This window comes from Pseudonocardia cypriaca (assembly GCF_006717045.1).
Taxonomy (GTDB): Bacteria; Actinomycetota; Actinomycetes; order Mycobacteriales; family Pseudonocardiaceae; genus Pseudonocardia; species Pseudonocardia cypriaca.
Genome location: NZ_VFPH01000003.1, coordinates 1,477,759 through 1,503,200, shown reverse-complemented (window position 1 = coordinate 1,503,200; position 25,442 = coordinate 1,477,759). Strand labels below are relative to the sequence as shown.

The window sequence follows — 25,442 nt, the reverse complement described above, 5'->3', positions numbered from 1 at the left end:
CGGGGCCACGTTCGGCAGTTGGGTGATCAGATGTCGATGCGCTCGCCGGTGTCGCCCGCGAACAGGTGCAGGTGACCCTCGCGCGGCGCGAAGTGCAGCACCGAGCCCTTGTCGGGCGGCGTGCGGCCGTCGACGCGGGCGATGATCGCGCGACGCTCGCCGCCGACCTCGGTGGTGCCGTAGACGTACGCGTCGGCCCCGAGCTCCTCGACGACGTCCACCTCGGTGGCCAGACCGGCCCCGGCGCTCACGGGCTCCATGTCCTCGGGCCGCACGCCGACGGTGATCGAGCGGGTGGACCCGACCTCCTCGATCGCCGAGCGCGGGATGTGGGTCTCGGCGCCGCCGAAGTGCAGGGTGTCGCCGTCCAGCTCGACCTGGAGCAGGTTCATGGCGGGAGAGCCGATGAAGCCCGCGACGAAGACGTTGGCCGGCTTGTCGTACATCGCGCGCGGCGTGTCGACCTGCTGCAGGAGCCCGTCCTTCAGCACGGCGACGCGGTCGCCCATCGTCATGGCCTCGGTCTGGTCGTGGGTGACGTAGACCGTGGTGATGCCGAGCCGACGCTGCAGCGAGGCGATCTGGGTGCGGGTGGAGACGCGCAGCTTGGCGTCCAGGTTGGACAGCGGCTCGTCCATGCAGAACACCTGGGGCTGGCGCACGATCGCCCGGCCCATCGCGACGCGCTGGCGCTGACCACCGGAGAGGGCCTTCGGGCGGCGCTCGAGGTAGTCCTCGAGGTCGAGGATCTTCGCGGCTTCCTGCACCCGCTGCTGGATCTCCGACTTCGGCTTGCCCGCGATCTTGAGAGCGAAGCCCATGTTCTCGGCCACGGTCATGTGCGGGTACAGCGCGTAGTTCTGGAAGACCATCGCGATGTCGCGGTCCTTCGGCGGGACGCGCGTGACGTCACGACCACCGATGTGGATGGAGCCCTGGTCGATGTCCTCGAGTCCCGCGAGCATCCGCAGGGACGTGGACTTGCCGCATCCGGACGGTCCGACCAGGACGAGGAACTCCCCGTCGGCGACCTCCAGGTCGAGCTGGTCGACCGCGGGCTTGGTGGACCCCGGGTAGATGCGGGTCGCCTTGTCATAGGTCACAGCAGCCATGCTGTGCTCCTTCCACCGGCAGGAACGTGCCGGACGATCCGAGTGAGAGGGAGTAAAGCGCTTGCAGCCTGCCATGGCAGGGGTCCCAAGGAGAAGACCCAACACGAACAGCGAGTAGTTGACTACGCAGCGTTGGAGTTACGGCATCGTTAACCGCCTCTTCTTGCCCGAGGAGATGCGTAAACGTTTTCATGGCGCGGTCTCATGGAGCGGGCGGCCTGCTCGTTCCGTCCCCATCGACGCGGAGGGTGCGATGCCAGCCCCGAAGTCCGGATCGATCCTGCGGAGACCGTCCCGCGGTACGGCCGTGGCCAGCGCCGCGCTGGGTCTCAGCCTCGTGCTCGCCGGATGCGGCGGCAGCAACGTCGCCGGAGGTGGCGGCGGCAACGCGGCCGCCTCGAACCCCGAGTGTGCGGCGTTCTCCCAGTACGGCGACCTGTCCGGCACCCGGGTCACGATCTACACCTCGATCGTCTCGCCCGAGGACGAGCCGCACATCAACTCGTACAAGCCGTTCGAGGAGTGCACCGGCGCGCAGATCGTCTACGAGGGCTCCAAGGAGTTCGAGGCCCAGCTGCCGGTGCGCGTCCAGGCGGGCTCGCCGCCGGACATCGCCTACGTCCCGCAGCCCGGCCTGCTGAAGACGCTCGTCACGCAGAACCCCGGCGCGGTGAAGCCCGCGCCGCAGGCCGTCGTCGCGAACGTCGACCAGTACTACTCGGAGACCTTCAAGGCGGCGGGCAGCGTCGACGGCACCCTGTACGGCGCGCCGCTCGGCTCGAACGTCAAGTCCTACGTCTGGTACTCGCCGCAGGCGTTCGCCGCGAAGGGCTACACCGTCCCGAAGACGTGGGACGAGATGGTGACGCTCTCGAACCGCATCACCGCCGACGGCGGCAAGCCGTGGTGTGCGGGTATCGCCTCCGGTGACGCCACGGGCTGGCCGCTCACCGACTGGCTCGAGGACGTGATGCTGCGCGAGAACGGCCCCGAGGTCTACGACCAGTGGGTCTCGCACGCCATCCCGTTCAACGACCAGCGCGTGGTGAGGGCCCTCGACCGCGTCGGCTCGATCCTGAAGAACCCGCAGTACGTGAACGGTGGCCTCGGCGACGTCGCCTCGATCGCCACCACGACGTTCCAGGACGGGGGCCTGCCGCTGCTCGACGGCACCTGCTACCTGCACCGCCAGGCCAACTTCTACGCGGCCAACTTCCCCGAGGGCACCGACATCTCGGAGAACGGGCAGGCGTTCGCGTTCGAGCTCCCGCCGATCAACCCGGCGCAGCCGCAGACGATCCTCGTGGGCTCGGAGTTCGTCGCCGCGTTCTCGGACCGGCCCGAGGTGCAGGCGTTCCAGGCGTACCTGTCCTCGCCGGAGTGGGCCAACGCGAAGGCGAAGGCCGGTAGCGAGCTCGGGCAGAGCGGCTGGCTGAGCGCCAACACCGGGCTGGACCCGAACAACCTGTCCAACCCGATCGACAAGCTCTCGGCCGAGATCCTGCAGGACGAGTCCAAGACCTTCCGGTTCGACGGTTCCGACCTGATGCCGGCGGCCGTCGGCTCCGCGTCGTTCTGGCGCGGCATGACGGACTGGATCACCGGTCAGAACACCTCGGACACGCTCACCTACATCGAGGAGTCCTGGCCCGCCTCCTCGTAAGCGGGGGCATCAGCGGTACCCGGCGCCCGGGACGGACGTGATCCGTCCGTCCCGGCGCCTCCTCTCTCGGCCATCAAGCGACCCTTCGGAGGTGAGCCGGCTTTGACGCTGCTCGACAAACTGCTCCAACTGCTGGTCGCGGTGGCTGTCTTCGCCGCCGTGATGGGCGTGGTCCTGCTCGTCGCCAACCGCGCGAGGGGCCGCCGGACGGACCTGGTGTCCGGCATCGCGTTCACAGCGCCCGCCCTCCTGCTCCTGCTCATCGGGCTGCTCTACCCGGCAACGCGCACCGTCGTGCAGTCCTTCCTCGACGCGAGGAGCGCGGGCTTCGTCGGGCTGGACAACTACATCCGGATCTTCACCCAGCCCGACCTCGTGGTCGTGCTGCGCAACACGCTGCTGTGGGTGGTGATCACCCCGATCCTCTCCACGGCGATCGGCCTGGTCTACGCCGTGCTCGTGGACCGCACCCGGTTCGAGGCGTTCGCGAAGGCGCTGATCTTCCTGCCGATGGCGATCTCGTTCGTCGGCGCGGCGATCATCTGGAAGTTCGTGTACGAGTACCGGCCCAACCAGCAGAACATCCAGCAGATCGGGCTGCTGAACCAGTTCATCGTGTGGCTGGGCTTCGAGCCGATGAACTTCATCCTGGCCACGCCGTGGAACAACCTGCTCCTGATCGTCGTGATGATCTGGATCCAGGCCGGCTTCGCGATGACCGTGCTCTCCGCCGCGATCAAGGCCATCCCGAGCGACATCATCGAGGCGGCCCGGCTCGACGGGGTCGGCGGGCTGCGGCTGTTCTTCTACATCACGCTGCCGAGCATCCGGCCCGCTGTGGTCGTCGTGGTCACCGCGATCAGCATCGCGGTGCTGAAGGTCTTCGACATCGTCCGCACGATGACCGGCGGCCAGTTCGGCACGAGCGTGGTGGCGAACGAGTTCTACGTGCAGAGCTTCCGGCTGTCCGACCTGGGCATGGGTTCGGCTCTCGCCATGATCCTTTTCATCCTCGTGGTGCCGATCGTCGTCTACAACGTGCGGCAGATGCGGAAGGTGGACGCTTGATGAGCGCCGACGTACCCCTCCCAGCGGAGGCGCGGTCATGACCGTCCTGAGCACCGAGGACACCGCAGCCGCCGGGTCCGACATCGTCGCCGCGGCGACGTCGCCCTCCGCCGCGGCGAAGAAGGGCCTCACATCGCCGTGGGCGTCGATCGCCGCGCTCGTGATCGCCGTGCTGTGGACGCTCCCCACGTTCGGGCTGTTCCTGTCCTCCTTCCGGCCGGAACGCGACGTCCAGCGCACCGGGTGGTGGACGTTCTTCACCAACCCGAACATCACATTCGACAACTACGCGGAGGTGCTGTTCGGCGGGAACCAGCCGCTCATCGACTTCTTCGCCAACTCGATCCTGATCACGATCCCCGCGGTGGCGATCCCGATCATCCTGGCGACGATGGCGGCGTACGGGTTCGCGTGGACGAAGTTCCCGATGCGCGACACGCTGTTCGTGGCGATCTTCGCGTTGCAGATCGTGCCGTTGCAGGTCGCACTGCTTCCCCTGCTGGAGATCTTCGTCGGCACCGGGCTGAACGGGACGTTCTGGACGGTCTGGATCGCGCACTCCACGTTCGCGCTGCCGCTCGCGATCTTCCTGCTGCACAACTCGATGCGGGAGATCCCGGCGGAGCTGGTGGAGGCGGCGCGCGTGGACGGCGCGGGCCACGTCCGGATCTTCACCACGATCATGGTGCCGCTGATGAAGCCGGCCATCGCCGCGTTCGCGGTCTTCCAGTTCCTGTGGGTCTGGAACGACCTGCTCGTCGCCCTCGTCTTCGCAGGCGGCACGCTCGACGTGGCGCCGCTGACCGTCCGCCTCGCCAACCTGGCCGGCGAGCGGGGCTCCAACTGGTACCTCCTCGCGCCGGGCGCGTTCGTCGCGATCGTCGTTCCACTGGTCGTCTTCCTCGCGTTGCAGCGCTACTTCGTCCGCGGCCTGCTGGCCGGCAGCGTCAAGGGCTGACCCGAGAGCCACCGGGGTCCGCCGTGAGCACGATCAAGGACGTCGCGGAGGCAGCGGGGGTCTCCATCGCGACCGTCTCGCGCGCGCTGCACGGGCTGCCCCGGGTCTCGGAGGCCACCCGGCAGCGCGTGCTCGCCGCGGCCGCCGAGCTGCGGTACGTGGCGTCGCCGAGCGCGGCGAGCCTCGCGAGCGGCCAGACGAACGCGATCGGCGTGGTCGCGCCGTTCGTGAACCGCTGGTACTTCGCGGCGATCGTGCACAGCGCCGAGGAGCGGTTGCGCATGGCCGGGTACGACCTGCTGCTCTACAGCCTCGGCACGGACGCCCACGAGCGGCGTCGCGCGTTCTCGGGCACGTTGCTGCGCAAGCGGGTGGACGGGGTGCTCGTGCTCGGCCTGCATCCCACGGCCGAGGAGGCCGCGGCGCTCTCCGCAGTTGGTGGGCCGGTCGCGATCGTGGGCGCCGACGTGCCGGGCTGGGCGAGCGTGCGCATCGACGACGCGGACGCCGCGCGCTGCGCCGTGCGACACCTGCTCGGGCTCGGCCACCGGCGCATCGGGTTCATCGGTGGCGCCGACCCCCTGCACACGGCGATGCCGGCCGACCGGCGGACCGGGTACCGCGCCGAGCTCGCCGCGGTGGGCCTGCCCGACACGAGCGGGCTCGAGGCCGTCGGCGGGTTCACGGTCGGCGGCGGGTACGCCGCGGCGGTGCGGCTGCTCGCGCTACCCGACCCCCCGACGGCACTCTTCGCCGCGTCCGACGAGATGGCGATGGGTGCGGTGCAGGCGGCGCGGCGCGCCGGGTTCCGCGTGCCGGAGGACGTGTCGGTGATCGGCATCGACGACCACGAGATGGCGGAGCTCATGGACCTGACGACCGTGGCCCAGCCCGTCGTCGCGCAGGGGGTGCTCGCGGCCGAGATGATCCTCACGGCGCTCACCGACCCGGAGCGGCCCCTGCCCGCTGTCAAGGTGCCGACCGAGCTGGTGGTGCGGGGCACCACCGGCCCGGCGCCCGGCTAGGTGCCTCGCCCGGGAGGTCGGCGCGTGACGGGGGCGCCATGGCGCCCGCGAGGGCGATGATCCTTGCGACGTGACGCCGCCTGCCCCCGGAGGGGCCCTGCGGCGAATGTCGGACCGATCACGCGCCTCTGATCATTTCCAGACCACCGTCAGGGCCCTGGCGCGGGCCATGACGCGCGTCTGGGATCGATCAAGCCTCGATCACGCCGGTTCCTCCAACACGTAGATCGTCGCGTTCGCATGTGGTCTTCCCGCTGGCGCCGGGCCTGTGATCGCTGAGCTGTGGGTGCGTTCCGCGGAACGCTGCCGGTGCCGTTGTGGTGACGGTTGTCCATGGCTGTGCCATCGCGAACGCGAGCTCGGATCATCCCCGCGATCACCAACCCCGGCTGCAGTACTAGTTGCCCCCGGGGAGGCCGGGGATCTTGAGACCGCTGTCGACCAGCGACGGGTCGGGCTCCTGTGCCGTCACCGGGATCCCGAAGTCGAAGTACTCCATGCTGATCTTCGAGGTGGTCCGCCGCTCGCGCAGCATCTCCTGGACCCTCGGGTTGTCGCCGAGCATCTTGCTCATCTCCGGCGACGCCGCGAGGTTCGCCCCGTTCGTCGCGATGTCGACCTCCAGCCGCCGGACGCGACCGTCGGAGTCGACGAACACCTGGCCGGGCATCGGGCCTGCAGCCCGCAGCGCGGCCTGGACCAGGCCGCCGTCGACCACGACGCCGCTCGCCGTTGCGAGCCGCTGCGGATCGATGGTGATCGCGTACTGGGTCACCTCGTCGCCACGCACCTGCGTCGTGCCGACCTGGCGCACGTCGTCGGAGACGCCCCGCAGCAGGTCGAGCTGCTGGCTGGGGTCGTGCTGCCCGACGGGCGTGTTCACCACGGCGGAGAAGTCGGTCTTCTGCCACCGGCTCGCCCCGACGTCGCGCTGGTACAGCACGTTCTTGCTGATCACCGTCTCCTGCGGAGGCACCGGCAGGTCCGGTGAGTGCGTGGCGACCTGGCCATCACCGATCTGGCGGGCGTAGTCGTAGGTACCGGTGCCGCTCATCGTCCACGACGAGTCGCCCAGCGTGCCGCCGGTGGTCGCGTACGTCATCTCGACCGCGTACCGGGACGAGCCGGCGGCCCGGGTGATGTCCGGGGCCTCGCGGGCGATGTCCGCCGCGGGGCGCTCCGCCGTGGCGGCGCCCCCGGTTCCGGTGTCCCCGCCGCCACACGCCGTGAGAAGCGCAACTCCCACGACGCACCCGGCGATGATCGCCCGGCCCCTCCGCACGGTGATGGTCATCATCCGCCCCCCTCCTCGTCGAGTAGAACCGTCCGCACACCCGCTCGGCCCGGCTGGTACTCGGATGGACCCCGCGGGACCAGCGGCCGTTGGGTCCGAGTGACGTGGATCATCCCATCGGGGCAGTTAGACTCCCGCTGGGCACGATCGGGGGGTCAGTGACCACGACGCAGCGGGACCAGGCCGTACCGGCGCGCGTCGTCGTCCGCATCCTCGACCCGGCCGGTGAGCCGGTCGGCGCCGGCTTCGTCATCGGCGATGATCTCGTGGCCACCTGCGCCCACGTCGTCGCGGCGGCCGTGCGCGGCGACCCGTACGACGCCCGGCCCCCATCTCAGCGAGTGGTGCTCGACCTCCCCCTGCTGCTCGAGCCCGGCACCGACGGATCGGCGCGGATCTCCGCCGAGGTCGCCCGGTGGATCCCGATCGCACCGGAGGGCACCGGCGACATCGCGGTGCTGCGCCTGCGGGACCCCCTGCCCGACGGAGCGCGGATGCCGCCGCTGCGGCGGGTCGACCAGCTGTGGGACCACGGCTTCCGGGTGCTCGGGTTCCCCGCCGAGATGGCCGACGGCGTGTGGGCCACGGGCCGGTTCCGCGGCCGGCAGGGCACGCGGTGGTTCCAGATGCAGAGCGCCGCGGGCGAGCAGCCGATCGTCCCGGGCTTCAGCGGTGCACCGGTGTGGGACGAGGAGTCGGGCGCCGTGGTCGGGATGACGGTCGCCTCGGACGTCGGCGGCACCACCACCGCCTACCTGATCCCGATCGACCTCGTGCTCGGGGTGGACCCGGAGCTCCTGCCTTGCCCGTACCGCGGCCTGGAGCCGTTCGGGGAGGAACACGCGAGCTTCTTCTTCGGCCGGGACGCCGACATCGACCGGCTCGTCGACGCCGTCGACCGCCAGCCGCTCGTCGCCGTCGCCGGGCCGTCGGGTGCGGGCAAGTCGTCGTTGGTGCGCGCGGGGCTGCTGCCCCGGCTGCGGGCCGATGGCGTTCAGGTCGCGGAGCTGCGGGCACTGCCCGGGCACCCGGTCGCCGACCTGGTCGGCACGGCGGCCGGGCTCGGTCCCGCCGACCGGGGCGGGCGTCTCGTGCTCGTCGTCGACCAGTTCGAGGAGCTCGCCGCCACCGATCCCGACGCCGCCACCGATCTGCTCGAGCAGATCGGCGAGCTGGTACGCGCCGGGCCCGTGCGGGCCGTGCTCACCCTGCGGTCGGCCACGCTCGACGACGTCGTCGTCCCCGAGCTCGCGAGCCTGCTCGGTTCCGGCACCGTCCTGCTTCCCCCGATGGACCGCGGCCAGCTCCGGACCGCGATCGTGGCGCCGGCCGAACGGGCGCCCGGTCTGTCGTTCGAGCCGGGCCTCGTCGACCGCATCCTCGACGACGCCGCGGCCGAGCCGGGCCGGCTCCCGCTGGTGGAGTCGCTGCTCACCGAGCTCTGGGCCCGGCGGGAGGGCGGGTACCTCACGCTGCGCGCCTACGAGGAGGCAGGCGGGGTGGCGGGGGTGGTCGCCACGCACGCAGAGGCCGTCGTCGCCGGCTTCGACCCGGCCGACGCGGATCGCCTGCGGCGGCTGTTCACGGCGCTGGCCGGACCCGACCGGGACGGGCGGTTCGTCCGCAGGCCGCTGCGCTGGGGCGAGGTGCCCGCGCACCTGCGCCCCCTGGTGATGCGGCTCGCCTCCGGCCGGCTCGTGGTCGTGGAGCGGGCGGCCGACGGGCAGGAGACGATCCAGCTCGCCCACCAGGCCCTGATCGTCCACTGGCCGCGGCTGCGCGACTGGCTCACCGAGGACCGCGACTTCCTGGCCTGGCGCGACCAGGTGGGCCAGCAGCGCGAGCGCTGGGAGGAGACGGGACGCGACGACGGCGCCCTGCTGCGCGGCGCCGCGCTCGCCACCGCGCTGGACCGGCTGCCGGCCCGGCACGCCGACATCCCGGCGCTCGACGTCGAGTTCGTGCAGCGCAGCCGGGCGCGGCAGCGCCGCGAGGTGCGGCGGTGGCGGGTCGTCACCGCGGTGCTGGCGGTCATCACGCTCGCCGCCGGGGTGCTCGCGGTCGTCGCGGTCGACCGCGGCAACGCCCTCGGGGAGCAGCTCGACCGCGCGAACGCCGAGCTGCTGGCCCAGGCGTCGCTCGCACGCGCGCCGACCGACCCGGTCACGGGTACCCAGCTGGCGCTCGCGGCGTGGCGGCTGGACCCGGGCAACCCCTCGGCACGCAACGCCCTACTGCGGCAGTACGTGGCGATGCGCTCCGTCGACGGGGTCCTCCCCGACGTGTCGACCGAGGCGATCATCGGGTTCGGGATGTCCGAGGACGGGCGCACGATGCTCCTGCCGGAGAGCGGTGGCCTGGTCGTGGTCACGGGGCTCCCGGACGGTCCGGCGCAGCGCCACCCGCTCCCCGATGCCCGACCCGGTTTCCTGCGTGCCGCGCTCAGCCCGGACGGCCGGTTCGCCGCCATGCTGGACCGGACGGGTGTCGTGCGCGTGTGGGACCTCATCGCCGGCGGCCCTCCGCAGGTGGTGCCCGGGCCGCCGCCGGCCAACCCGGACAGCCGGGTCTTCGGGTTCTCCGGCGACCGCCTGCTCTGGCTGGAGCCGGCCACCGGAGGTGCCGCGCTCCGCATCTGGGACGTACCGGCGGCCACACCGGTGGCACACGGGCTCGGGCCGATCCCGGAACCGGACGTCGTCGGCGTCAACCTCAGCCCCGACTCCACCCGGGCGCTGATCCGGCTGGGCGACATCAACCGGCTGGAGGACGTGCGCGTCACCCTGCGGTCGCTCGCCGACGGCGCCCGGCTCGGGGAGTTGCCGCAGTACGCCGCGGTGGTCGACGGCGGAACGGTGGCTGCCATCTGCGAAGCACCGAGCCCGGGTGCGCGCGGCAACCCCGTCGCCGTGGTCACGGGCCCGGATCTCGTCACGCCTCAGCGGCGGATCCCGCTCACCGCGTACTCCTGCTCCGGCTTCCGCCGCACGATCACCCTCGACACCCGCCACGTCGCGGAGCGACTCGGCGAGCCGGCGGACGTCGACGTGGTCCGCATCCGCGACCTCAGCGACGGCACCGCGTACGACGTCACGCTGCCTCCGGATCCGCTCTCGACCACTACCGGCGGCGGCCGCACGGCAGCCGAGAAGATGATGGTGCTTCCCGGGCCCGGCGGCACGCGGACCGTCCTGGTCCCGCACGCGCAGGCTGTGCTGCGACTGACCGCCGAACCGAACCCGTACGTCACCGCGGGCGGCACGCCGTGGATCGCGCGGAGCGACGACGCGCGGACCCTCGTCGTGAGTGACGGCCATCGCGACTACACGACGTTCGACGCCGCGAGCGGCCGGCAGGTCGCCCGGCTCGGCGAGGAGGCGATCGACGGTGGGCCCACGTCCGCGCCGGCCGTCGACCAGCGGCTCACCCTGGTGAACCGCACCGAGACCGGCTGGTGGATCACCGAGTTCGCACTCCCCTCGCTGGAGCCTGCCCTCCGCGTCAACATGCCGGGCGCTTCGGGGATGCGCACCAGCGCGGTCCCGGACCGGATCTACGCGCTGGCCGACGGGCTCCTGGCCGGATGGGACCGGTCGACGGGCGCGTCGCTGGGACCACCTGTCGACCTCGCCGCCGACCAGCAGCGCCGGGAGTGGTTCGCGGGTGATGGCCACGGGCTCGAGGGGCGCCCTGGCCATCCGGGGGAGGTTGCCGTACTGGGTCCCGGCAACACGGTCGAGCTGTGGAACCTCGTGCGCGGAACGCAGGTCGGCACGCTCCCGCAGGTGGCCGGGCGGCAGACCTACGCCTTCGCGTTCGACGGCAGCGGCTCGCGGCTCGCGGCCGTCTCGTCCGCGGGAACGCTCGATGTCTGGGATCTCGATCGGCAGGTACCGCTCGGTCCGGCCATCCCGATCGAAGGCTCGCACGACCCGGTCGGTTTCACCGCCGACGGCATGATCGTGACGGCCGCTGCCGGCCAAGGTGGCAACGGGACGCTGAACTTCTGGGACCCGGCGAGCGGACGGTCGAGCGGCACGGTCCGGCTCACGCTCGCCGACTACAGCGGGGCCGAGATCCTCGACGGCATGCGACTGGATGTCGAGGGCGGCGTCGGTGTCACGGCGGCGACGGTGGGTGCTTTTCCGTTCGCGATGGCGCTCACCCCCCAGCAGTGGGCCGACGAGCTGTGCCGGGTGTCCCGCCACCCGTTCACTGAGGTGGAACGGGCTGCGTTGCCTCCAGGCAGCACCATCGGGCCGCCGTGCTGACCCGGAATCCGGTCGTGTTCCGCCGGTGCCCGGGAGCACCATGGGCACGGTGGACGCCGACGGCACCGGCTTGAAGGCCTACCGCGCCATCCTCGCCATCCCCGGCGTGGGCGCCCTGACAGCCGTCTCGTTCCTCGCGCGCCTGCCGGCGTCCGCGGCGGCGATCACGCTCACGCTGCACGTGGTGCTCACCCTGGATCAGGGCTACGCAGCTGCAGGCGTGGTCGGAGCCGCGGCCACCGTCGGCATGGCGATCGGCGCGCCCCTGCTCGGCCGGCTGGTCGACCGGCGCGGGCTGCGCACGATGCTCACGCTCACGCTGTCCGCCCAGGCCGTGTTCTGGACCGTCGCGCCGCTGCTGCCGTATCCGGCGCTGCTGGTGGGTGCCCTGGCCGGCGGCGTGCTCGGCGTGCCGGTCTACTCCATCACCCGGCAGTCGCTCGCCGTGCTGGTGCCGGCGGATCGCAGGCGCCCGGCGTTCGCGCTCGACTCGATGTCGGTGGAGATCTCCTACATCGTCGGGCCCGCGGTCGGCGCGTTGCTGGCGCTGCAGGTGTCGTCGACCGCCGCGATGTGGACGGTCGGTGCGGGCTGGCTCGTGGCAGGCGGCGCGCTGATGCTGCTGAACCCACCCACCCGCATCGAGGAGGCCGCGGGCGAGGCGGCACCGCCGCCCCCGGTGCGGCAGTGGCTCGACCTGCGCCTGATCGGGGCCCTGCTGGCCACCACGGCGGCGGTGCTCGTCGTCTTCGGCACCGAGCTGTCGATGATCGCCGGCCTCCAGCTCGGCGGGAACGCCGGCTGGATCCCCTTGGTCAACACCGTCTGGTGCGTGGCCTCGCTCATCGGCGGGTTCGTGTACGGCGCGGCCCGGCGGTCCCGCTCGCTCCCGCTGCTCGTGGGCTGCCTGGGGGCCGCCGCGCTGCCGGTCGCGCTTGCCGGTTCGTGGTGGTCCTACGCCCTGCTGCTCGTGCCCGTCGGGCTGCTGATCGCGCCCTCGATGGCGGCGAGCGCCGAGACCGTCAGCGCGCTTACCCCGGAGCACGTGCGAGGGCTGGTCACGGGGTTCCACGGATCCGCCATCACGATCGGCGCCGCCGTCGCCACGCCGCTCGCCGGGCTCCTCGTCGACGTCGCCTCACCCGCCGTCGCCGTCCTCACCGTGGGATCGGCGGGGCTGGGCGCGGCGATCCTCGTCGGGTTGCTCGCCCGGTTGGCACCCGTCACCCCCTCAGCTGATTCTCAAGCGATCTAGTGGAGACTTCGAGCCGATGACCGCACCGCCGGACCGGCTCGCCCCCGCCTTCCCGCTGCCTCCGCCCCCACCAGGTGTTCGGCGGCGACGCGACGTTGCCCGCTACCTGACCGCGGTCGTGTTCACCCTGGTCGTGGCCGTGGGCGCGCTGCCGGACCTGGTGTTCGGGCTCGACCGTCGCAGCCCGTTCGTGCAGCTCGTGTCGATGCGACCGTGGATCCTCGGCGGGGTCCTCGCCCTACTCGTGCTCCTGCTCGTGGTGATGCTGTTCGAGCGGCGCGTGCTGCCGTTCGTGGCGGGGGTGCTCGCCGTGCTCCTGGTCGGCGTCGGCTTGACGCTCCCGCGGGTCGTACCGGACCCGGTCCCGGCGGGCGGCACCCCGTTCAAGGTGCTCGCGTTCAACACCTACGAGGGCGATGCCGACGTCGAACAGCTGGTGGCGTTGATCGAGGAGCAGCGGCCGGACGCGGCGGCGATCGTCGAGGCCGGGCCCGACTTCGCCGAGAAGCTCGAACCGCTCGTCGAGCCGCTCGGGTACCGGTTGCGCACGGCGAAGGACTCCGGTGACGACGTCGAGGACGTCACGGCCGTGGTGTCCGACCGGCTGGGCGACGTCGACTTCGAGGTGGGGGACGACACGAGCGCCTTCCCGTACGTCGAGGTCACGGGCGGCGCGCTCGGTGAGCTGCGGTTCGTCGCGTTCCACTCGATCGCCCCCGTCCCCGGCTACGTGCCCGAGTGGAACAGCGACCTCGCGCTGGTGTCCCGCTGGTGCGAAGGGCCCACCCCCACGGTGGTGGCGGGGGACTTCAACGCAACGCTGGACCACTCCGCGCTGCGCGCCGGCACGGCCGGCTGCGGCGATGCGGCGGCCCAGCGCGGCGCCGGCCTGGTCCCGACCTGGGGTCCCACGCCGGGCCTGCGCAGCATCGGCCCGCAGATCGACCACGTCTTCGCAACCGACGGCATCACCGCGGAGACCTTCGACGTGCGCGACATCGAGGGCAGCGACCACCGCGCGATCATGACGACGCTGCGCATCCCGAACTGACGAACGGCGCGCCCCCAGCCGGGAGCGCGCCGTTCGCCGGAACCCGTCAGAGGCTGATCGCCACGGTCTCCGCGATCTCGTAGGTGTTCAGGGCGGCACCCTTGCGCAGGTTGTCGCCGCACACGAACAGCTCGAGCGTGTTGGGGAAGTCGAGGGCCTGCCGGATCCGGCCGACCCAGGTGGGGTCACCCCCCACGGCGTCGGCGGGGGTGGGGAACTCGCCGGCCGCCGGGTCGTCGCGCAGCACGATCGAGGGCTGCTCGGCGAGCACCTTGCGGGCCGCCTCCACCGACACCTCGCGCGAGAACGTGGCGTGGACCGCCAGCGAGTGCGTGGTGACCACCGGGACGCGCACGCACGTGGCCGACACCTTGAGGTCCGGGATGCCGAGGATCTTGCGGGCCTCGTTGCGGACCTTGAGCTCCTCCGACGACCAGCCGTCGTCCTTGAGCGAGCCCGCCCACGGCACGACGTTGAGCGCGAGCGGGGCCGGGAACGGCGAGGCCGCTGCGTCGAGGCCGGCGGCGGCCAGCGCCTCCGCGACGTCGCCGCCGCGCACCCCGACCTCCCGGCCGGCCACGGCCGCGAGCTCGGCGTAGAGCCGGTCGATACCGCCCTGACCCGCTCCGGACGCCGCCTGGTAGGAGGCCACGACCAGGGCTTCCAGCCCGAACTCGCGGTGCAGCGCGCCCATCGCGGCCATCATCGACAGCGTGGTGCAGTTGGGGTTCGAGATGATCCCCTTCGGGCGCTCCGCCGCCTTGTCGGCGTTGACCTCGGGCACCACGAGGGGCACGTCGGGGTCCATCCGGAAGGCGCCGGAGTTGTCCACGGCCACAGCGCCGCGCTCGGCGGCGATCGGCGCCCACTGCGCGCTGACCTCGTCGGGCACGTCGAAGAGCGCGACGTCCACGCCGTCGAACACCTCTGGCGCGAGCGCCTGCACGGTGATGTCCTGCCCGCGCACGCGCAGCACCTTCCCGGCCGACCGGGGCGAAGCGACGAGGCGGATCTCCGACCACGGCACGTTCTCGCGCCCGTCGATGATGTCGATCATCGTGGTGCCCACGGCACCGGTGGCCCCGACGAGCGCGAGCACCGGGCCGCGCTCGTGGCGCCCCTGCTCGTGCCGTCCGTGCTGTTCGTGTGCGAACTCCATCCCCGTCACCGTCCCGTCCCCGCGTGCACCACTGCCTGCTCGGCGCCCCCGAGCTCGAACGCGGCGTGCAGCGCGCTCACCGCGGTGTCGAGCTGGTCGGGCCGGCAGAGCACGGAGATCCGGATCTCCGAGGTGTTCATGGTCTCGATGTTGATACCTGCGTTGGAGAGCGCCTCGCAGAACGTGGCGGTGACCCCGGGGTGCGAACGCATCCCGGCGCCGACCAGCGACACCTTCCCGACCTCCGCGTCGTGCAGCACCTCGGCGAACCCGATCTCCGGCTGCGCAGCGGTGAGCGCCGCGACGGCGCGCGGGCCGTCGGTGCGCGGGAGCGTGAACGTGATGTCGGTGCGCTGGGCCGACGTGCGGCTGATGTTCTGCAGCACCATGTCGATGTTGATCTCGGCATCGGCGACGGTGCGGAAGATCCGCGCCGCCATCCCGGGCGTGTCCGGCACGTCGGTGATGGTGATCTTCGCTTCGGACCGGTCGTGAGCGACCCCTGTGATGATCGCCTGCTCCATGGGGATCTCCTCGATCGAGCCGGTGACGAGCGAGCCCGGCTTGTCGTTGTACGAGCTGCGCACCCGCAGCGGGACGTTGTAGCGCCGGGCGTACTCCACGGCGCGCAGGTGCAGGACCTTCGCCCCGCACGCGGCCATCTCGAGCATCTCCTCGTAGGTGATGGTCTCGAGCCGCTGCGCGTCGGGGACGATCCGCGGGTCGGCGCTGTAGATGCCGTCGACGTCGGTGTAGATCTCGCAGACGTCGGCCTCCAGCGCGGCCGCGAGCGCCACCGCGGTGGTGTCCGAGCCGCCACGGCCGAGCGTGGTGACGTCCTTCGAGTCCTGGCTCACGCCCTGGAACCCGGCGACGAGCACGATCGAGCCCTCGTCGAGGGCGTCGCGCAGCCGGTGCGGGTTGACCTGCACGATCCGCGCGTCACCGTGCTTCGAGGTGGTGACCATGCCGGCCTGGGAACCGGTGAACGAACGGGCCTGCACCCCGAGCGCGTGGATCGCCATCGCCACGAGCGCGTTGGAGATGCGCTCGCCGGCGGTGAGCAGCATGTCCAGCTCGCGCGGCGGCGGGGCCGGGGAGACCTGATCGGCGAGGTCGAGCAGGTCGTCGGTGGTGTCGCCCATGGCCGAGACCACCACGACGACGTCGTTGCCCTCTTTGTGCGTGCGGACGATCCGTTCGGCGACCTTCTTGATGCGGTCCGCGTCCTGTACGGACGATCCGCCGTACTTCTGCACGACGAGGGCCACCGCCGACCTCCTGTCCTGGCCGCGCGGTCCTCCCGACGCGGCCTCCGGGCTTCATCACCGCAGGTGCACGCGCGCGGGGGGCGGGCGCTCCGGGTGCTGGTCGGGAGCCCACCCTACCGGCCGGGCCTCGGCACGCCGATGAGAATGGGGTACGCCACAGCTCACCGCCGCCGGATCGCCCACCAGAGCGGCCCGCCCAGCCCTCGGGGCAACCTGCGCGCCCTCCGCCGCGCCGGCTCCGGTTCGTCGAGCCGGGCCACCAGGTCGCGGGGCACCCACTCCCGTTCCCGGTCCCGCGGCACCAGCCGCCGGTAGCCGGGGCCGAACCACGCCCACAACGGCGGCCGCGGCGGCAGGCCGAGCCACTGCCCGAGCGGTGCGAGGTAGGGCTGTTCGCCCGGGTCGGGCCGGTCTACGACCAGCGTGCGGCCGGCCCAGAGCAGGTCCCGCCGCACCGATGCGGAGGCGAACACCGTGCCGAACGCCTCGGCGGCCGCCTCGAACAGCGAGCGGACGCCCGGATCGGTGGTGGCGGCGTCGAACCGGACGTCGAGCTGGTGGGAAGTCATCGGACCGAGCCGCGCGCGCCGCCGCGGCGTGCCGAGGCTGCCGCCGAGGCACGGCGGCTCACCCGCCGTGTGGAGCAGCGTCTCGGCCTCCGCGAACGCGCGCACGAACGCGGCGTCGCCGTCGCGGTCGAGGCGCCCGCGCAGCGGCTCGGTTGCGCCGAACCGGCGGGGAAGCGCCTGCGGGAGGTGCTCGCGGCACAGCGCGAGCCAGCGCTGCGGCACGTCGGCGGGCTCGCGGCGGCTGTCGACGTACCACTGCAACCGCAGGACGTCGACGCGCTCGTCAGGAGGCACGGCGCGGGCGGGCCGGGATCAGGGGATGCGTCGCACCAGGCGCACGACGACCGTGGTGATCACGAACCAGATCAGCGCCGCCGTGCCGTAGTTCAACACCACGCCCAGGCGCGGGTCCTGGGGCAGGAACAGGTCGCCCAGGCCGAGGTTGAACGTGTCGGCCGCGTCCCGGATCAGCTGAGTCAGCCCGTTCGCCGGGTTGGCGCCGAGCAGCGTGAGCACGATGTGCACCACGAGGACGGTGACGATCAGCATGCCGACGATCCGCAGCACGTTCCCGAGGGCGTCGATGCCCCGTCGTGCCGTGCTCCCCACTGCCACTGGAGACCTCCCCGGACTCGTTGTCCGCCATGCTCCCACGCCCCCAGCCGGGGTGCGCTACTGACTGGTATTACCCGATCGGGTGACGCTTGATCGAGGTGGCGGCCCCGGATGGGTTGCGAACCTCCCCCACTCCCGGGCTACTCTCGAAGCCGTGGCACGCCTGCTCCTTCGCCGCCGCGGCGGGGTCTGACCGACCGGCCCCTCGTCGCGGGTTGTGGCGTGCGCCGGTCCTTCTGAGATCGGCCCACCCCACAGGAGCAACTCGATGACCACGTCCCCCGACGCGTACACCTCGTCGCCCGCCGGCCGCGTGCGCACCCCCGACCGCCCGGCTCCGGATGATCAGCCGGTCTGGAACCCGCAGCGCGGCTCGCACCTGCCGGTCCACCGCTACCGGCCGTTCCACGAGCTGGTTGAGCCGGTATCGCTGCCCGACCGCACCTGGCCGGAGAAGCGGATCACCAAGGCCCCGCTGTGGTGTGCCGTCGACCTGCGCGACGGCAACCAGGCGCTGATCGACCCGATGAGCCCGGCCCGCAAGCGCCGCATGTTCGACCTGCTGGTGCGCATGGGCTACAAGGAGATCGAGGTCGGCTTCCCGGCCGCCAGCCAGACCGACTTCGACTTCGTCCGCGAGATCATCGAGAAGGACCTGATCCCGGACGACGTCACGATCCAGGTGCTGACGCAGGCGCGTCCCGAGCTGATCGAGCGCACGTACGAGGCCTGCGAGGGCGCGCCCCGCGCGATCGTCCACCTCTACAACTCGACGTCGATCCTGCAGCGCCGCGTCGTCTTCCGGTCCGACCGCGCCGGCATCGCGAAGATCGCCACCGACGGGGCGGAGGAGGTGCTGCGGTTCTCCGAGAAGTACCCGCACACCGACTGGCGCTTCGAGTACTCCCCCGAGTCCTACACCGGCACCGAGCTCGAGTACGCCGTGGACGTCTGCAACGCGGTGAGCGCGATCTGGCAGCCGACGCCCGAGTCGCCCATGATCGTCAACCTGCCGGCGACCGTCGAGATGGCCACCCCGAACGTCTACGCCGACTCCATCGAGTGGATGCACCGGCACCTGGCCCGCCGCGACGCCGTGGTGCTGTCGCTGCACCCGCACAACGACCGCGGTACCGGGGTCGCCGCAGCCGAGCTGGGCTTCCAGGCGGGCGCCGACCGCATCGAGGGGTGCCTGTTCGGCAACGGCGAGCGCACCGGCAACGTGGACCTGGTCACGCTGGGCATGAACCTGTTCACCCAGGGCATCGACCCGCAGATCGACTTCTCCGACATCGACGAGATCCGCCGCACCGTCGAGTACTGCAACCAGCTGCCCGTGCACGAGCGCCACCCGTGGGGTGGCGACCTGGTCTACACCGCGTTCTCCGGCAGCCACCAGGACGCGATCAACAAGGGCTTCCAGGCGATGCAGGCCGACGCGGCCGAGGCGGGCGTCGAGGTCGACGAGTTCCGCTGGGAGGTGCCCTACCTGCCGGTCGACCCGAAGGACATCGGGCGCACCTACGAGGCCGTGATCCGGGTCAACTCGCAGTCGGGCAAGGGCGGCGTCGCCTACATCATGAAGTCCGAGCACCAGCTCGACCTGCCCCGGCGCCTGCAGATGGAGTTCTCGAAGGTCATCCAGGAGGTCACCGACACCGAGGGCGGCGAGGTCTCCCCGAAGGAGATGCGTGACGTCTTCGAGTCCGAGTACCTCGACCGCGTCACCCCGCTGAAGCTGATCCGCCACCGCATCACGAGCGACGGCGAGGGCAACGACGAGATCGTCGCGACGGTCCGCGTCGAGAACGACCTGCACGAGATCGCCGGCAGCGGCAACGGCCCGATCGCCGCGTTCGTCGACGCGCTCGCCGGCATCGGGTTCGACGTGCGGGTGCTCGACTACCACGAGCACGCCCTGTCCGCCGGTGACGACGCCCGCGCCGCCGCCTACGTCGAGTGCGCCGTGGAGGACACCGTGCTCTGGGGCGTCGGCATCGACGGCTCGATCGTGAGCGCCTCGCTCAAGGCCGTGGTCTCGGCGATCAACCGCGCGATGCGCTGATCTCCCCCGTCAGTGGATACGAGTGCTCCGGCACTCGTATCCACTCACGAGCGGGTTTCAGCGGCCCAGGATCTCCGTCACCGAGCCGGGGTGCTCGGGCACAGCGCCGGGCCCGAGCACGTCATCGGCCGCAGCGACCGGCTCCACCTGGTGCGGCTGCAGGGTGCCGCTGCGGATCTCCTCGGCCCAGTGGCAGGCCACCCGGTGGCTGGCCGGGGCACCGGCGATCACCCGGAGCTCGGGCCGTTCGGAGTCGCAGCGGGTGGGCTGTCGCCACGGGCAGCGGGTGTGGAACCGGCACCCTTGCGGTGGCGCCGCCGGGGAGGGCAGGTCGCCGGTGAGCAGGATGCGCTCGCGCTGGTCCTCCAGCTCGGGGTCGGGCACCGGGATCGCCGAGAGCAGCGCCTTCGTGTACGGGTGCTGCGGGTCGTCGTACAGCGCCTGCGACGTGGCCTCCTCGACGATCCCGCCGAGGTACATCACGCCGACCCGGTCGCTGACGTGCCGGACCACCGCCAGGTCGTGGGCGATCACGAGGTAGGTCAGCCCCAGCTCGTCCTGCAGCCTGCCCAGCAGGTTCAGCACCTGCGCCTGCACCGACACGTCGAGCGCCGACACCGGCTCGTCGGCCACGATCAGGTCCGGCTCCACCGACAGTGCGCGCGCGATGCCGATGCGCTGCCGCTGCCCGCCGGAGAACTCGTGCGGGTAGCGGCGCAGCGCGGCGGCCGGCAGCCCGACGGAGTCGACGAGCTCCCGCAGCCGCGCCGAGTCGGCCTCCTGGCCACGGGACAGGCCGTGCGCCTTCATCCCCTCGAGCAGCATCGACTCCACCGACTGGCGCGGGTCGAGGCTCGACATAGGGTCCTGGAACACCATCTGGAAGCGCCGGCGCATGGTGCGCAGCCGCTCGCCGCCGAGCGGCGCGACGTCGACCCCGTCGAACTCGACGGTGCCGGCCGTCGGGTCGACCAGGCGCAGGATCGCCCGGCCGAGCGTGGACTTGCCGCAGCCGGACTCGCCGACGAGCCCGTACGTCTCGCCGCGGCGGATCTGCAGGGAGACCCCGTCGACGGCGTACACATAGCCGATCGTGCGGTCGAGCAGCACGCCGCGCCTGATCGGGAAGTGCACGGCGAGGTCGCGCACGTCCAGCAGCACGTCGTCGCGTGGTTGCGCCATGTCACTCACTCCGCGCTCGCCGGCACCGGGTTGTGGCAGCGCAGCAGCCGCCCGCCCGCCGTCTCGCCGAGCGGCGTGACCTCCAGGCACCGTTCCAGGGACCGCGGGCAGCGCGGCGCGAACGCGCACGCGTGCTCCCACGGCACGTTGTCGACCACCGAGCCCTTGATCGCCGGCAGCTGCTCCCCCTGCGGGCTGTCCAGGCGCGGAATCGAGCGCAGCAGGCCGTGCGTGTACGGGTGCCGCGGTGTGCTGAAGAGGCGGTGGCGCTGCGCCCGCTCCACGATCCGTCCCGCGTACAGCACGTTCACGGTCTCGCACAGCCCGGCGACGACGCCCAGATCGTGCGTGATCATGACGAGCGCCGCGCCGGTCTCCCGCACGAGCTCGCGCAGCAGCTCGAGGATCTGGGCCTGGATGGTGACATCGAGCGCCGTGGTGGGCTCGTCCGCGATGAGCAGCCGAGGGCTGCACGCCAGCGCGATCGCGATGAGCGCGCGCTGCCGCATGCCGCCGGAGAGCTGGTGGGGGTAGGAGTCGAGCCGCCGCCGCGGGTCGGGGATGCCGACGCGGTCCAGCAGCTCCACCGCGGCCCTGCGCGCCACTTCCTTGCCCATCCCCCGGTGCCGCCGCAGCACCTCGGTGATCTGCAGACCCACCGGGATCACCGGGTTCAGCGAGGTGAGCGGGTCCTGGAAGACCATCGACAGGTCCCGGCCCCGGCGCTCGCGCATCTGCGAGTCGGACAACGTCAGCAGGTCGGTACCGTCCATCACGACGCTGCCGCTCACGCGCACGCCGCGGTCCGGCAGCAGCCGCATGATCGCCATCGAGGTCACCGACTTGCCGCACCCGGACTCCCCGACCAGGCCCACGACCTGGCCGGGCGCGACGTCGAAGCTGACGCCGTCGACGGCCACCGTCTCCGGCTCGCCCTTGCGCTGGAACGAGACGCGCAGGTCGCGCACCGACAGCAGCGGCTCGGACGGCCCGGCGCCGGTGCGGATGTCGTCTGCGGGGTGCGCGGCCGTCATCGGCGCCCCTTCGGGTCGATGGCCTCGCGCAGCGACTCGCCGAGCAGCGTGAAGCCGAGCGCCACGAGGATGATCGCGAGCGCCGGGTAGAACGCGAGCGCTGGCCGGACATCGAGGTAGGTCTGGGCCTGGGCGAGCATGAGCCCCCATTCGGCACGGCCGGGGTCGGCGTCGCCGAGACCGAGGAAGGACAGCGCCGCCGCGTCCAGGATCGAGGTGGCGAGCGTCAGAGTGGCCTGCACGATCACGGGGCCGATCGCGTTCGGCAGCATGTGCCGCAGCACCACGGCGGGCCGCTTGACGCCCAGCGCGGTGGCCGCCACCACGTGGTCGCTGTGGCGCTGGGCCAGCATCGACCCGCGCAGCAGCCGCGCGAAGATCGGCACGCTCACGATGGAGACCGCGATGATCACGCTGGTCTGCGACGGGCTCGCCGCCAGCGCCGCCACCGAGATCGCGAGCAGCAGGCTCGGGATCGCCAGCAGCACGTCGGTGACCCGCATGAGCAAGGTGTCGACCCAGCCGCCGAAGGCACCGGCCACCGTGCCGATCACGATGCCGAACGCGAGCCCGATGATCGTGGCGAAAACACCGACGAGCAGCGTCTGCTGCGAGGCGAGGATCATCCGGGAGAAGAAGTCGCGCCCGAGCTGGTCGCTCCCAAGTGGGAAACCGTCCTGCGGCCCGGGGATCGAGCCGGGGCGGAGGTCCTCCTGCAGCTGCGGGAACGCCGCGGTGGCGTCGTGCGGGGCGAGGAGCGGCGCGAAGGCGGCCACCACCACGAAGACCCCGATGATGATCCCGCCGACGATCGCGGCCGGTTCACGGCGCAGCCGCCGGAGAGCCTCGGACGTGAGGCTGCGCCCGCCCGCGATGTCGTCGATGCGGTTGCGGCGGCGTTCGAGCCACGTGGTCGTCATGACCTGTCCTTGATCATGACAGTCGCACCCGTGGGTCGATGACCGCGTAGGAGAGGTCGACGAGCAGGTTGACCAGCACGTAGATCAGCGCACCGAGCAGCAGCACCGCCTGCAGCCGCGGGTAGTCCCGCAGCGTGATCGCGTCGGCGAGCAGCGTGCCGACGCCACCCCACACGAACACCCGCTCGGTGAGCACGGCCCCGGCCAGAAGCAGCCCGACCTGCAACCCGATCGTCGTGGAAACCGGGAGCAAGGCGTTGCGCATCACGTGCCGGCCGCGGACGGTGCCGGGTGCGAGGCCCTTCGAGTTCGCCGTGCGCACGAAGTCGGACCCGAGCACGTCGAGCACGGAGGCCCGGGTGATCCGCACGATCACCGCGAGCGGGATGGTGGCCAGTGCCAGCGCCGGCAGCACGAGGTGGTGCAACGCGTCGAGAGTGGCGTCGAACTCGCGGGTGAGGAGCCCGTCGAGCACCGCGAAGCCGGTGACGTTGGTGGCGTCCACCGCGACCGACTGGCGGCCCGACGGCGGGAACAGGCCCAGGTCGACGGCGAACACGTCCTTCAGCACGTAACCGAGGAAGAACACCGGCACGGCCACGCCGACGAGCGTGCCCATCACCGTCGCCACGTCGAGCGAGCGGCCGCGGTGGAGCGCCGCGACGTATCCCAGCGGGATGCCGAGCCCGACCGCGATCACCAGGGCCGTGATCGACAGTTCGATCGTGGCAGGCAAAGCCCGGCCGATCTCCTCGAGCACGGGCTGCCCGGTGATCGACGACGTGCCGAAGTCACCCGTGGCGACCCGGCCGAGGAACCGGCCGTACTGCACCCAGATCGGCTGGTCGAGGCCCATCACGCGGTTCAGCTCGGCGATGCCCTCCGGTGTCGCCCGGTCACCGAGGAACGCCGTCGCGGGCCCCCCGGGCAGCGACCGCAGCCACGCGAAGACCACGATCGACAACAGCAGGAGCGTCGGGATCACCTGCAGCAGGCGCCGCACCACGAAGCGCAGCATCATCCCCCCTCCATCGAACTCGGACGCCGAGAGTGGCACCGCCCTGCCGGGCGGTGCCACTCGGAGCCCCTCTCAGTCGACGCTGACCGTGAGGAACCGCTCATCGGTGAGGGGCGAGGGGATGAGCCCGTTGACGCCGTTCCTCACCACGATCGCGGGGGGCGAGCTGGAGAGCGGCACGGCGGGCAGCTGCTCCATGACGAGCCGGTTGGTCTCCCGCCACGCGGCGGCGTGCGCCTCCTCGCCGATCGTCCCGTCCGCGTCCTTGATGCTCTTGATGATCGCGCCGTCCTCCGCGTCGGTCAGCCCGAACTCGGGGCCCGGCGAGCCGAAGAAGCCCTCCACGAAGTTGCCCGCGTCGTTGTAGTCACCCGTCCACCCGAGCAGGTGCAGGTCCTGCACACCGTTGACCTGCACGTCGTCGAGGTAGCCACCGTTCCACGGCTTCGCGACCGGGTTCACGGTGATCCCGACCTGCCGCAGGTTCTCCGCGAGTGCGGTGAAGATGTTGGTCGGGTTGGGCATGTAGGGCCGGCTGACGTCGGTCGGGTAGTAGAAGTTGAGCGTCAGGTTCGACACGCCCGCCTCGGCGAGCAACGCCTTGGCCCGCTCCGGGTCGTGCGGGATCGGCGGGATGTCCGGGTTGTAGCCGGCCACGGTGTCCGGGACGAACTGGGTGGCCACCACCGCGCCCTCGGGCAGCTGGTTGCGCACCATCGCCTCGCGGTCGAGCGCGTACGCGATCGCCTGGCGCACCCGGATGTCCTTGAGCGCCGGGTTGTTCTTCTTGTTGATCCCGAGGTACAGGATGTTGAACACCGGCCGGACCAGCACCTGGAAGCCGGCGTCCTTCAGTCCCGGCCAGTCGGCGGCCGACGGGTAGTCGAAGCCGTCGATCGTGCCGGCCTGCAGCTCCTGCTTGCGGGCGTTCTCGTCCGGGATGACCCGGAAGATGAGCCGGTCGAGCTTGGCGGGCTCGCCCCAGTACTGGTCGTTGCGCACCAGCGTGATCGTCTGGTTCGTCCGGTCGTAGCTCTCGAACTTGAACGGGCCCGTGCCCGTCGGGTGCTCCATCGCGTACGCGCTGTAGGAGAACGACTCGCCGCTCTGGGTGACCTCGTCCGCGTTGTACTGCTGGAGGGCGGCGGGGCTGGAGATCGACAGCGAGGTGAGCCCGAACGCCGCCGGGAACGCGCCCTTGGCACGGTTCAGCTTGACGACGGCCGTGGTCGGGTTCGGCGCCTGGCACGAGTTGTAGACCGGGTCGGTGACGCCCTCGGTGAGGTTGTTCGAGTACCCGCCGAACAGCTCGTAGTAGTAGATCGCCTGGCTCTGCGCCGCGGCCGTCGGCAGGTTGAACCAGCGGTTGAAGTTGAAGCAGACCGCCTCGGCGTTGAAGTCCGTGCCGTCGTGGAACTTGACCCCCTCGCGGAGGGTGAACGTCCACTGGGTGCCGTCCGGGCTGGGCTCCCACTGGGTGGCGAGGCCGGGCGTGAGCTCCGAGGTGCCGTGCTTGTAAGTGATCAGCGTGTCGTAGATCTGCCGCGACACCCGGAACGTCTCCCCGTCCTGGGCGAACAGCGGGTCGAAGCTGCGCGGGGCACCAGCCGCGCCGAACACCATCGTTCCGCCGGTGGCACCTGCTCCGCCCTGCTCACCGCCCGCGTCCCGCTCGGACTGGGCGCACGCGGCAAGGGCGATTGCGAGCGCACCGGCCATGCACGCGGCCGAGATACGTCTGGCGGCTGATCTCATGCGGGCAACACCTCTTCGTAGGAGACCCGCTGGAAACTAGTGCGGCGGGATACCGATCGGTAGCTCATCGAGTCACGGTTCCGCTACGGCCTCTAACGATCAGGTGACGCCGCCGCGCCGGGATTGTCGGACGCCGTCGGCATTCTGCGCCTCGTGG

Annotated in this window: 19 protein-coding genes; 8 read left to right on the top strand and 11 right to left on the bottom strand. The window is 71.5% G+C overall.

The features are described 5' to 3' along the window. Nucleotides 1-26: 26 nt before the first annotated feature. Complete coding sequence (locus FB388_RS38795) at nt 27-1,112, bottom strand: ABC transporter ATP-binding protein (RefSeq protein WP_142107590.1); 1,086 nt, start codon at nt 1,110-1,112, stop codon at nt 27-29. Nucleotides 1,113-1,365: 253 nt separating this feature from the next. On the opposite strand from FB388_RS38795, the gene FB388_RS38790 reads away from it, so the two are divergent. The 4 genes from FB388_RS38790 to FB388_RS38775 all read left to right on the top strand — a co-directional run bounded on the left by FB388_RS38790 (nt 1,366) and on the right by FB388_RS38775 (nt 5,826). Next, nucleotides 1,366-2,775, top strand: coding sequence for an ABC transporter substrate-binding protein (locus tag FB388_RS38790; protein WP_142107589.1), 1,410 nt, complete (start codon nt 1,366-1,368; stop codon nt 2,773-2,775). Nucleotides 2,776-2,877: 102 nt separating this feature from the next. Beyond that, a complete protein-coding gene (locus tag FB388_RS38785) occupies nt 2,878-3,843 on the top strand; it encodes a carbohydrate ABC transporter permease (RefSeq protein WP_211362484.1) in 966 nt (321 codons plus the stop codon). Between the two features lie 37 nt (nt 3,844-3,880). Further along, complete coding sequence (locus tag FB388_RS38780) at nt 3,881-4,801, top strand: carbohydrate ABC transporter permease (RefSeq protein ID WP_142107588.1); 921 nt, start codon at nt 3,881-3,883, stop codon at nt 4,799-4,801. 23 nt (nt 4,802-4,824) lie between these two features. Continuing rightward, nucleotides 4,825-5,826: a LacI family DNA-binding transcriptional regulator gene (locus FB388_RS38775; RefSeq protein WP_142107587.1), complete on the top strand. Its 1,002-nt coding sequence runs from the start codon at nt 4,825-4,827 to the stop codon at nt 5,824-5,826. Between the two features lie 397 nt (nt 5,827-6,223). On the opposite strand, the gene FB388_RS38770 is transcribed toward FB388_RS38775, so the two are convergent. Further along, nucleotides 6,224-7,123, bottom strand: a complete 900-nt coding sequence (locus FB388_RS38770) for an SCO4651 family lipoprotein (protein ID WP_142107586.1) — start codon at nt 7,121-7,123, stop codon at nt 6,224-6,226. Between the two features lie 155 nt (nt 7,124-7,278). Here FB388_RS38770 and FB388_RS38765 point away from each other — a divergent pair, with 155 nt between their 5' ends. The 3 genes from FB388_RS38765 to FB388_RS38755 are packed head-to-tail and all read left to right on the top strand — an operon-like array spanning nt 7,279 to nt 13,697. Continuing rightward, entirely contained in the window at nt 7,279-11,391 is a 4,113-nt protein-coding gene (locus FB388_RS38765; RefSeq protein ID WP_142107585.1) for an nSTAND1 domain-containing NTPase, read from the top strand. A gap of 25 nt (nt 11,392-11,416) precedes the next feature. Further along, the gene (locus FB388_RS38760) at nt 11,417-12,646 is read left to right on the top strand and encodes an MFS transporter (RefSeq protein ID WP_211362483.1); all 1,230 of its coding nucleotides are present in this window, start codon (nt 11,417-11,419) and stop codon (nt 12,644-12,646) included. Between the two features lie 16 nt (nt 12,647-12,662). Next, entirely contained in the window at nt 12,663-13,697 is a 1,035-nt protein-coding gene (locus tag FB388_RS38755) for an endonuclease/exonuclease/phosphatase family protein (protein WP_142107584.1), read from the top strand. Nucleotides 13,698-13,743: 46 nt separating this feature from the next. Here FB388_RS38755 and FB388_RS38750 read toward each other — a convergent pair whose 3' ends face one another. The 4 genes from FB388_RS38750 to FB388_RS38735 form a co-directional block, all read right to left on the bottom strand. Beyond that, nucleotides 13,744-14,856 (bottom strand): aspartate-semialdehyde dehydrogenase, encoded by a 1,113-nt coding sequence (locus FB388_RS38750; protein ID WP_142107583.1) that lies wholly within the window; start codon nt 14,854-14,856, stop codon nt 13,744-13,746. Between the two features lie 5 nt (nt 14,857-14,861). Continuing rightward, entirely contained in the window at nt 14,862-16,127 is a 1,266-nt protein-coding gene (locus tag FB388_RS38745) for an aspartate kinase (RefSeq protein ID WP_142107582.1), read from the bottom strand. A gap of 161 nt (nt 16,128-16,288) precedes the next feature. Continuing rightward, complete coding sequence (locus tag FB388_RS38740) at nt 16,289-16,990, bottom strand: hypothetical protein (protein WP_142107581.1); 702 nt, start codon at nt 16,988-16,990, stop codon at nt 16,289-16,291. Between the two features lie 18 nt (nt 16,991-17,008). Next, nucleotides 17,009-17,311 carry a hypothetical protein gene (locus tag FB388_RS38735; RefSeq protein WP_142107580.1) on the bottom strand — a complete coding sequence of 101 codons (303 nt, stop codon included), beginning with the start codon at nt 17,309-17,311 and terminating at the stop codon, nt 17,009-17,011. Between the two features lie 268 nt (nt 17,312-17,579). Here FB388_RS38735 and leuA point away from each other — a divergent pair, with 268 nt between their 5' ends. Next, entirely contained in the window at nt 17,580-19,376 is a 1,797-nt protein-coding gene (leuA, locus tag FB388_RS38730) for a 2-isopropylmalate synthase (protein ID WP_142107579.1), read from the top strand. 57 nt (nt 19,377-19,433) lie between these two features. Here leuA and FB388_RS38725 read toward each other — a convergent pair whose 3' ends face one another. From FB388_RS38725 to FB388_RS38705, 5 genes are all read right to left on the bottom strand, one after another. Further along, nucleotides 19,434-20,558, bottom strand: coding sequence for an ABC transporter ATP-binding protein (locus FB388_RS38725; RefSeq protein ID WP_142107578.1), 1,125 nt, complete (start codon nt 20,556-20,558; stop codon nt 19,434-19,436). Nucleotides 20,559-20,563: 5 nt separating this feature from the next. Beyond that, entirely contained in the window at nt 20,564-21,592 is a 1,029-nt protein-coding gene (locus FB388_RS38720) for an ABC transporter ATP-binding protein (protein ID WP_142107577.1), read from the bottom strand. Continuing rightward, a complete protein-coding gene (locus FB388_RS38715; protein ID WP_142107576.1) occupies nt 21,589-22,512 on the bottom strand; it encodes an ABC transporter permease in 924 nt (307 codons plus the stop codon). Before FB388_RS38715 ends, FB388_RS38720 begins: the two co-directional genes overlap by 4 nt. A 13-nt stretch (nt 22,513-22,525) precedes the next feature. Continuing rightward, on the bottom strand, nt 22,526-23,530 hold the full coding sequence (locus FB388_RS38710) for an ABC transporter permease (RefSeq protein ID WP_142107817.1): 1,005 nt from the start codon (nt 23,528-23,530) through the stop codon (nt 22,526-22,528). A gap of 72 nt (nt 23,531-23,602) precedes the next feature. After that, nucleotides 23,603-25,285 carry an ABC transporter substrate-binding protein gene (locus FB388_RS38705; RefSeq protein ID WP_211362482.1) on the bottom strand — a complete coding sequence of 561 codons (1,683 nt, stop codon included), beginning with the start codon at nt 25,283-25,285 and terminating at the stop codon, nt 23,603-23,605. Nucleotides 25,286-25,442 lie beyond the last annotated feature (157 nt).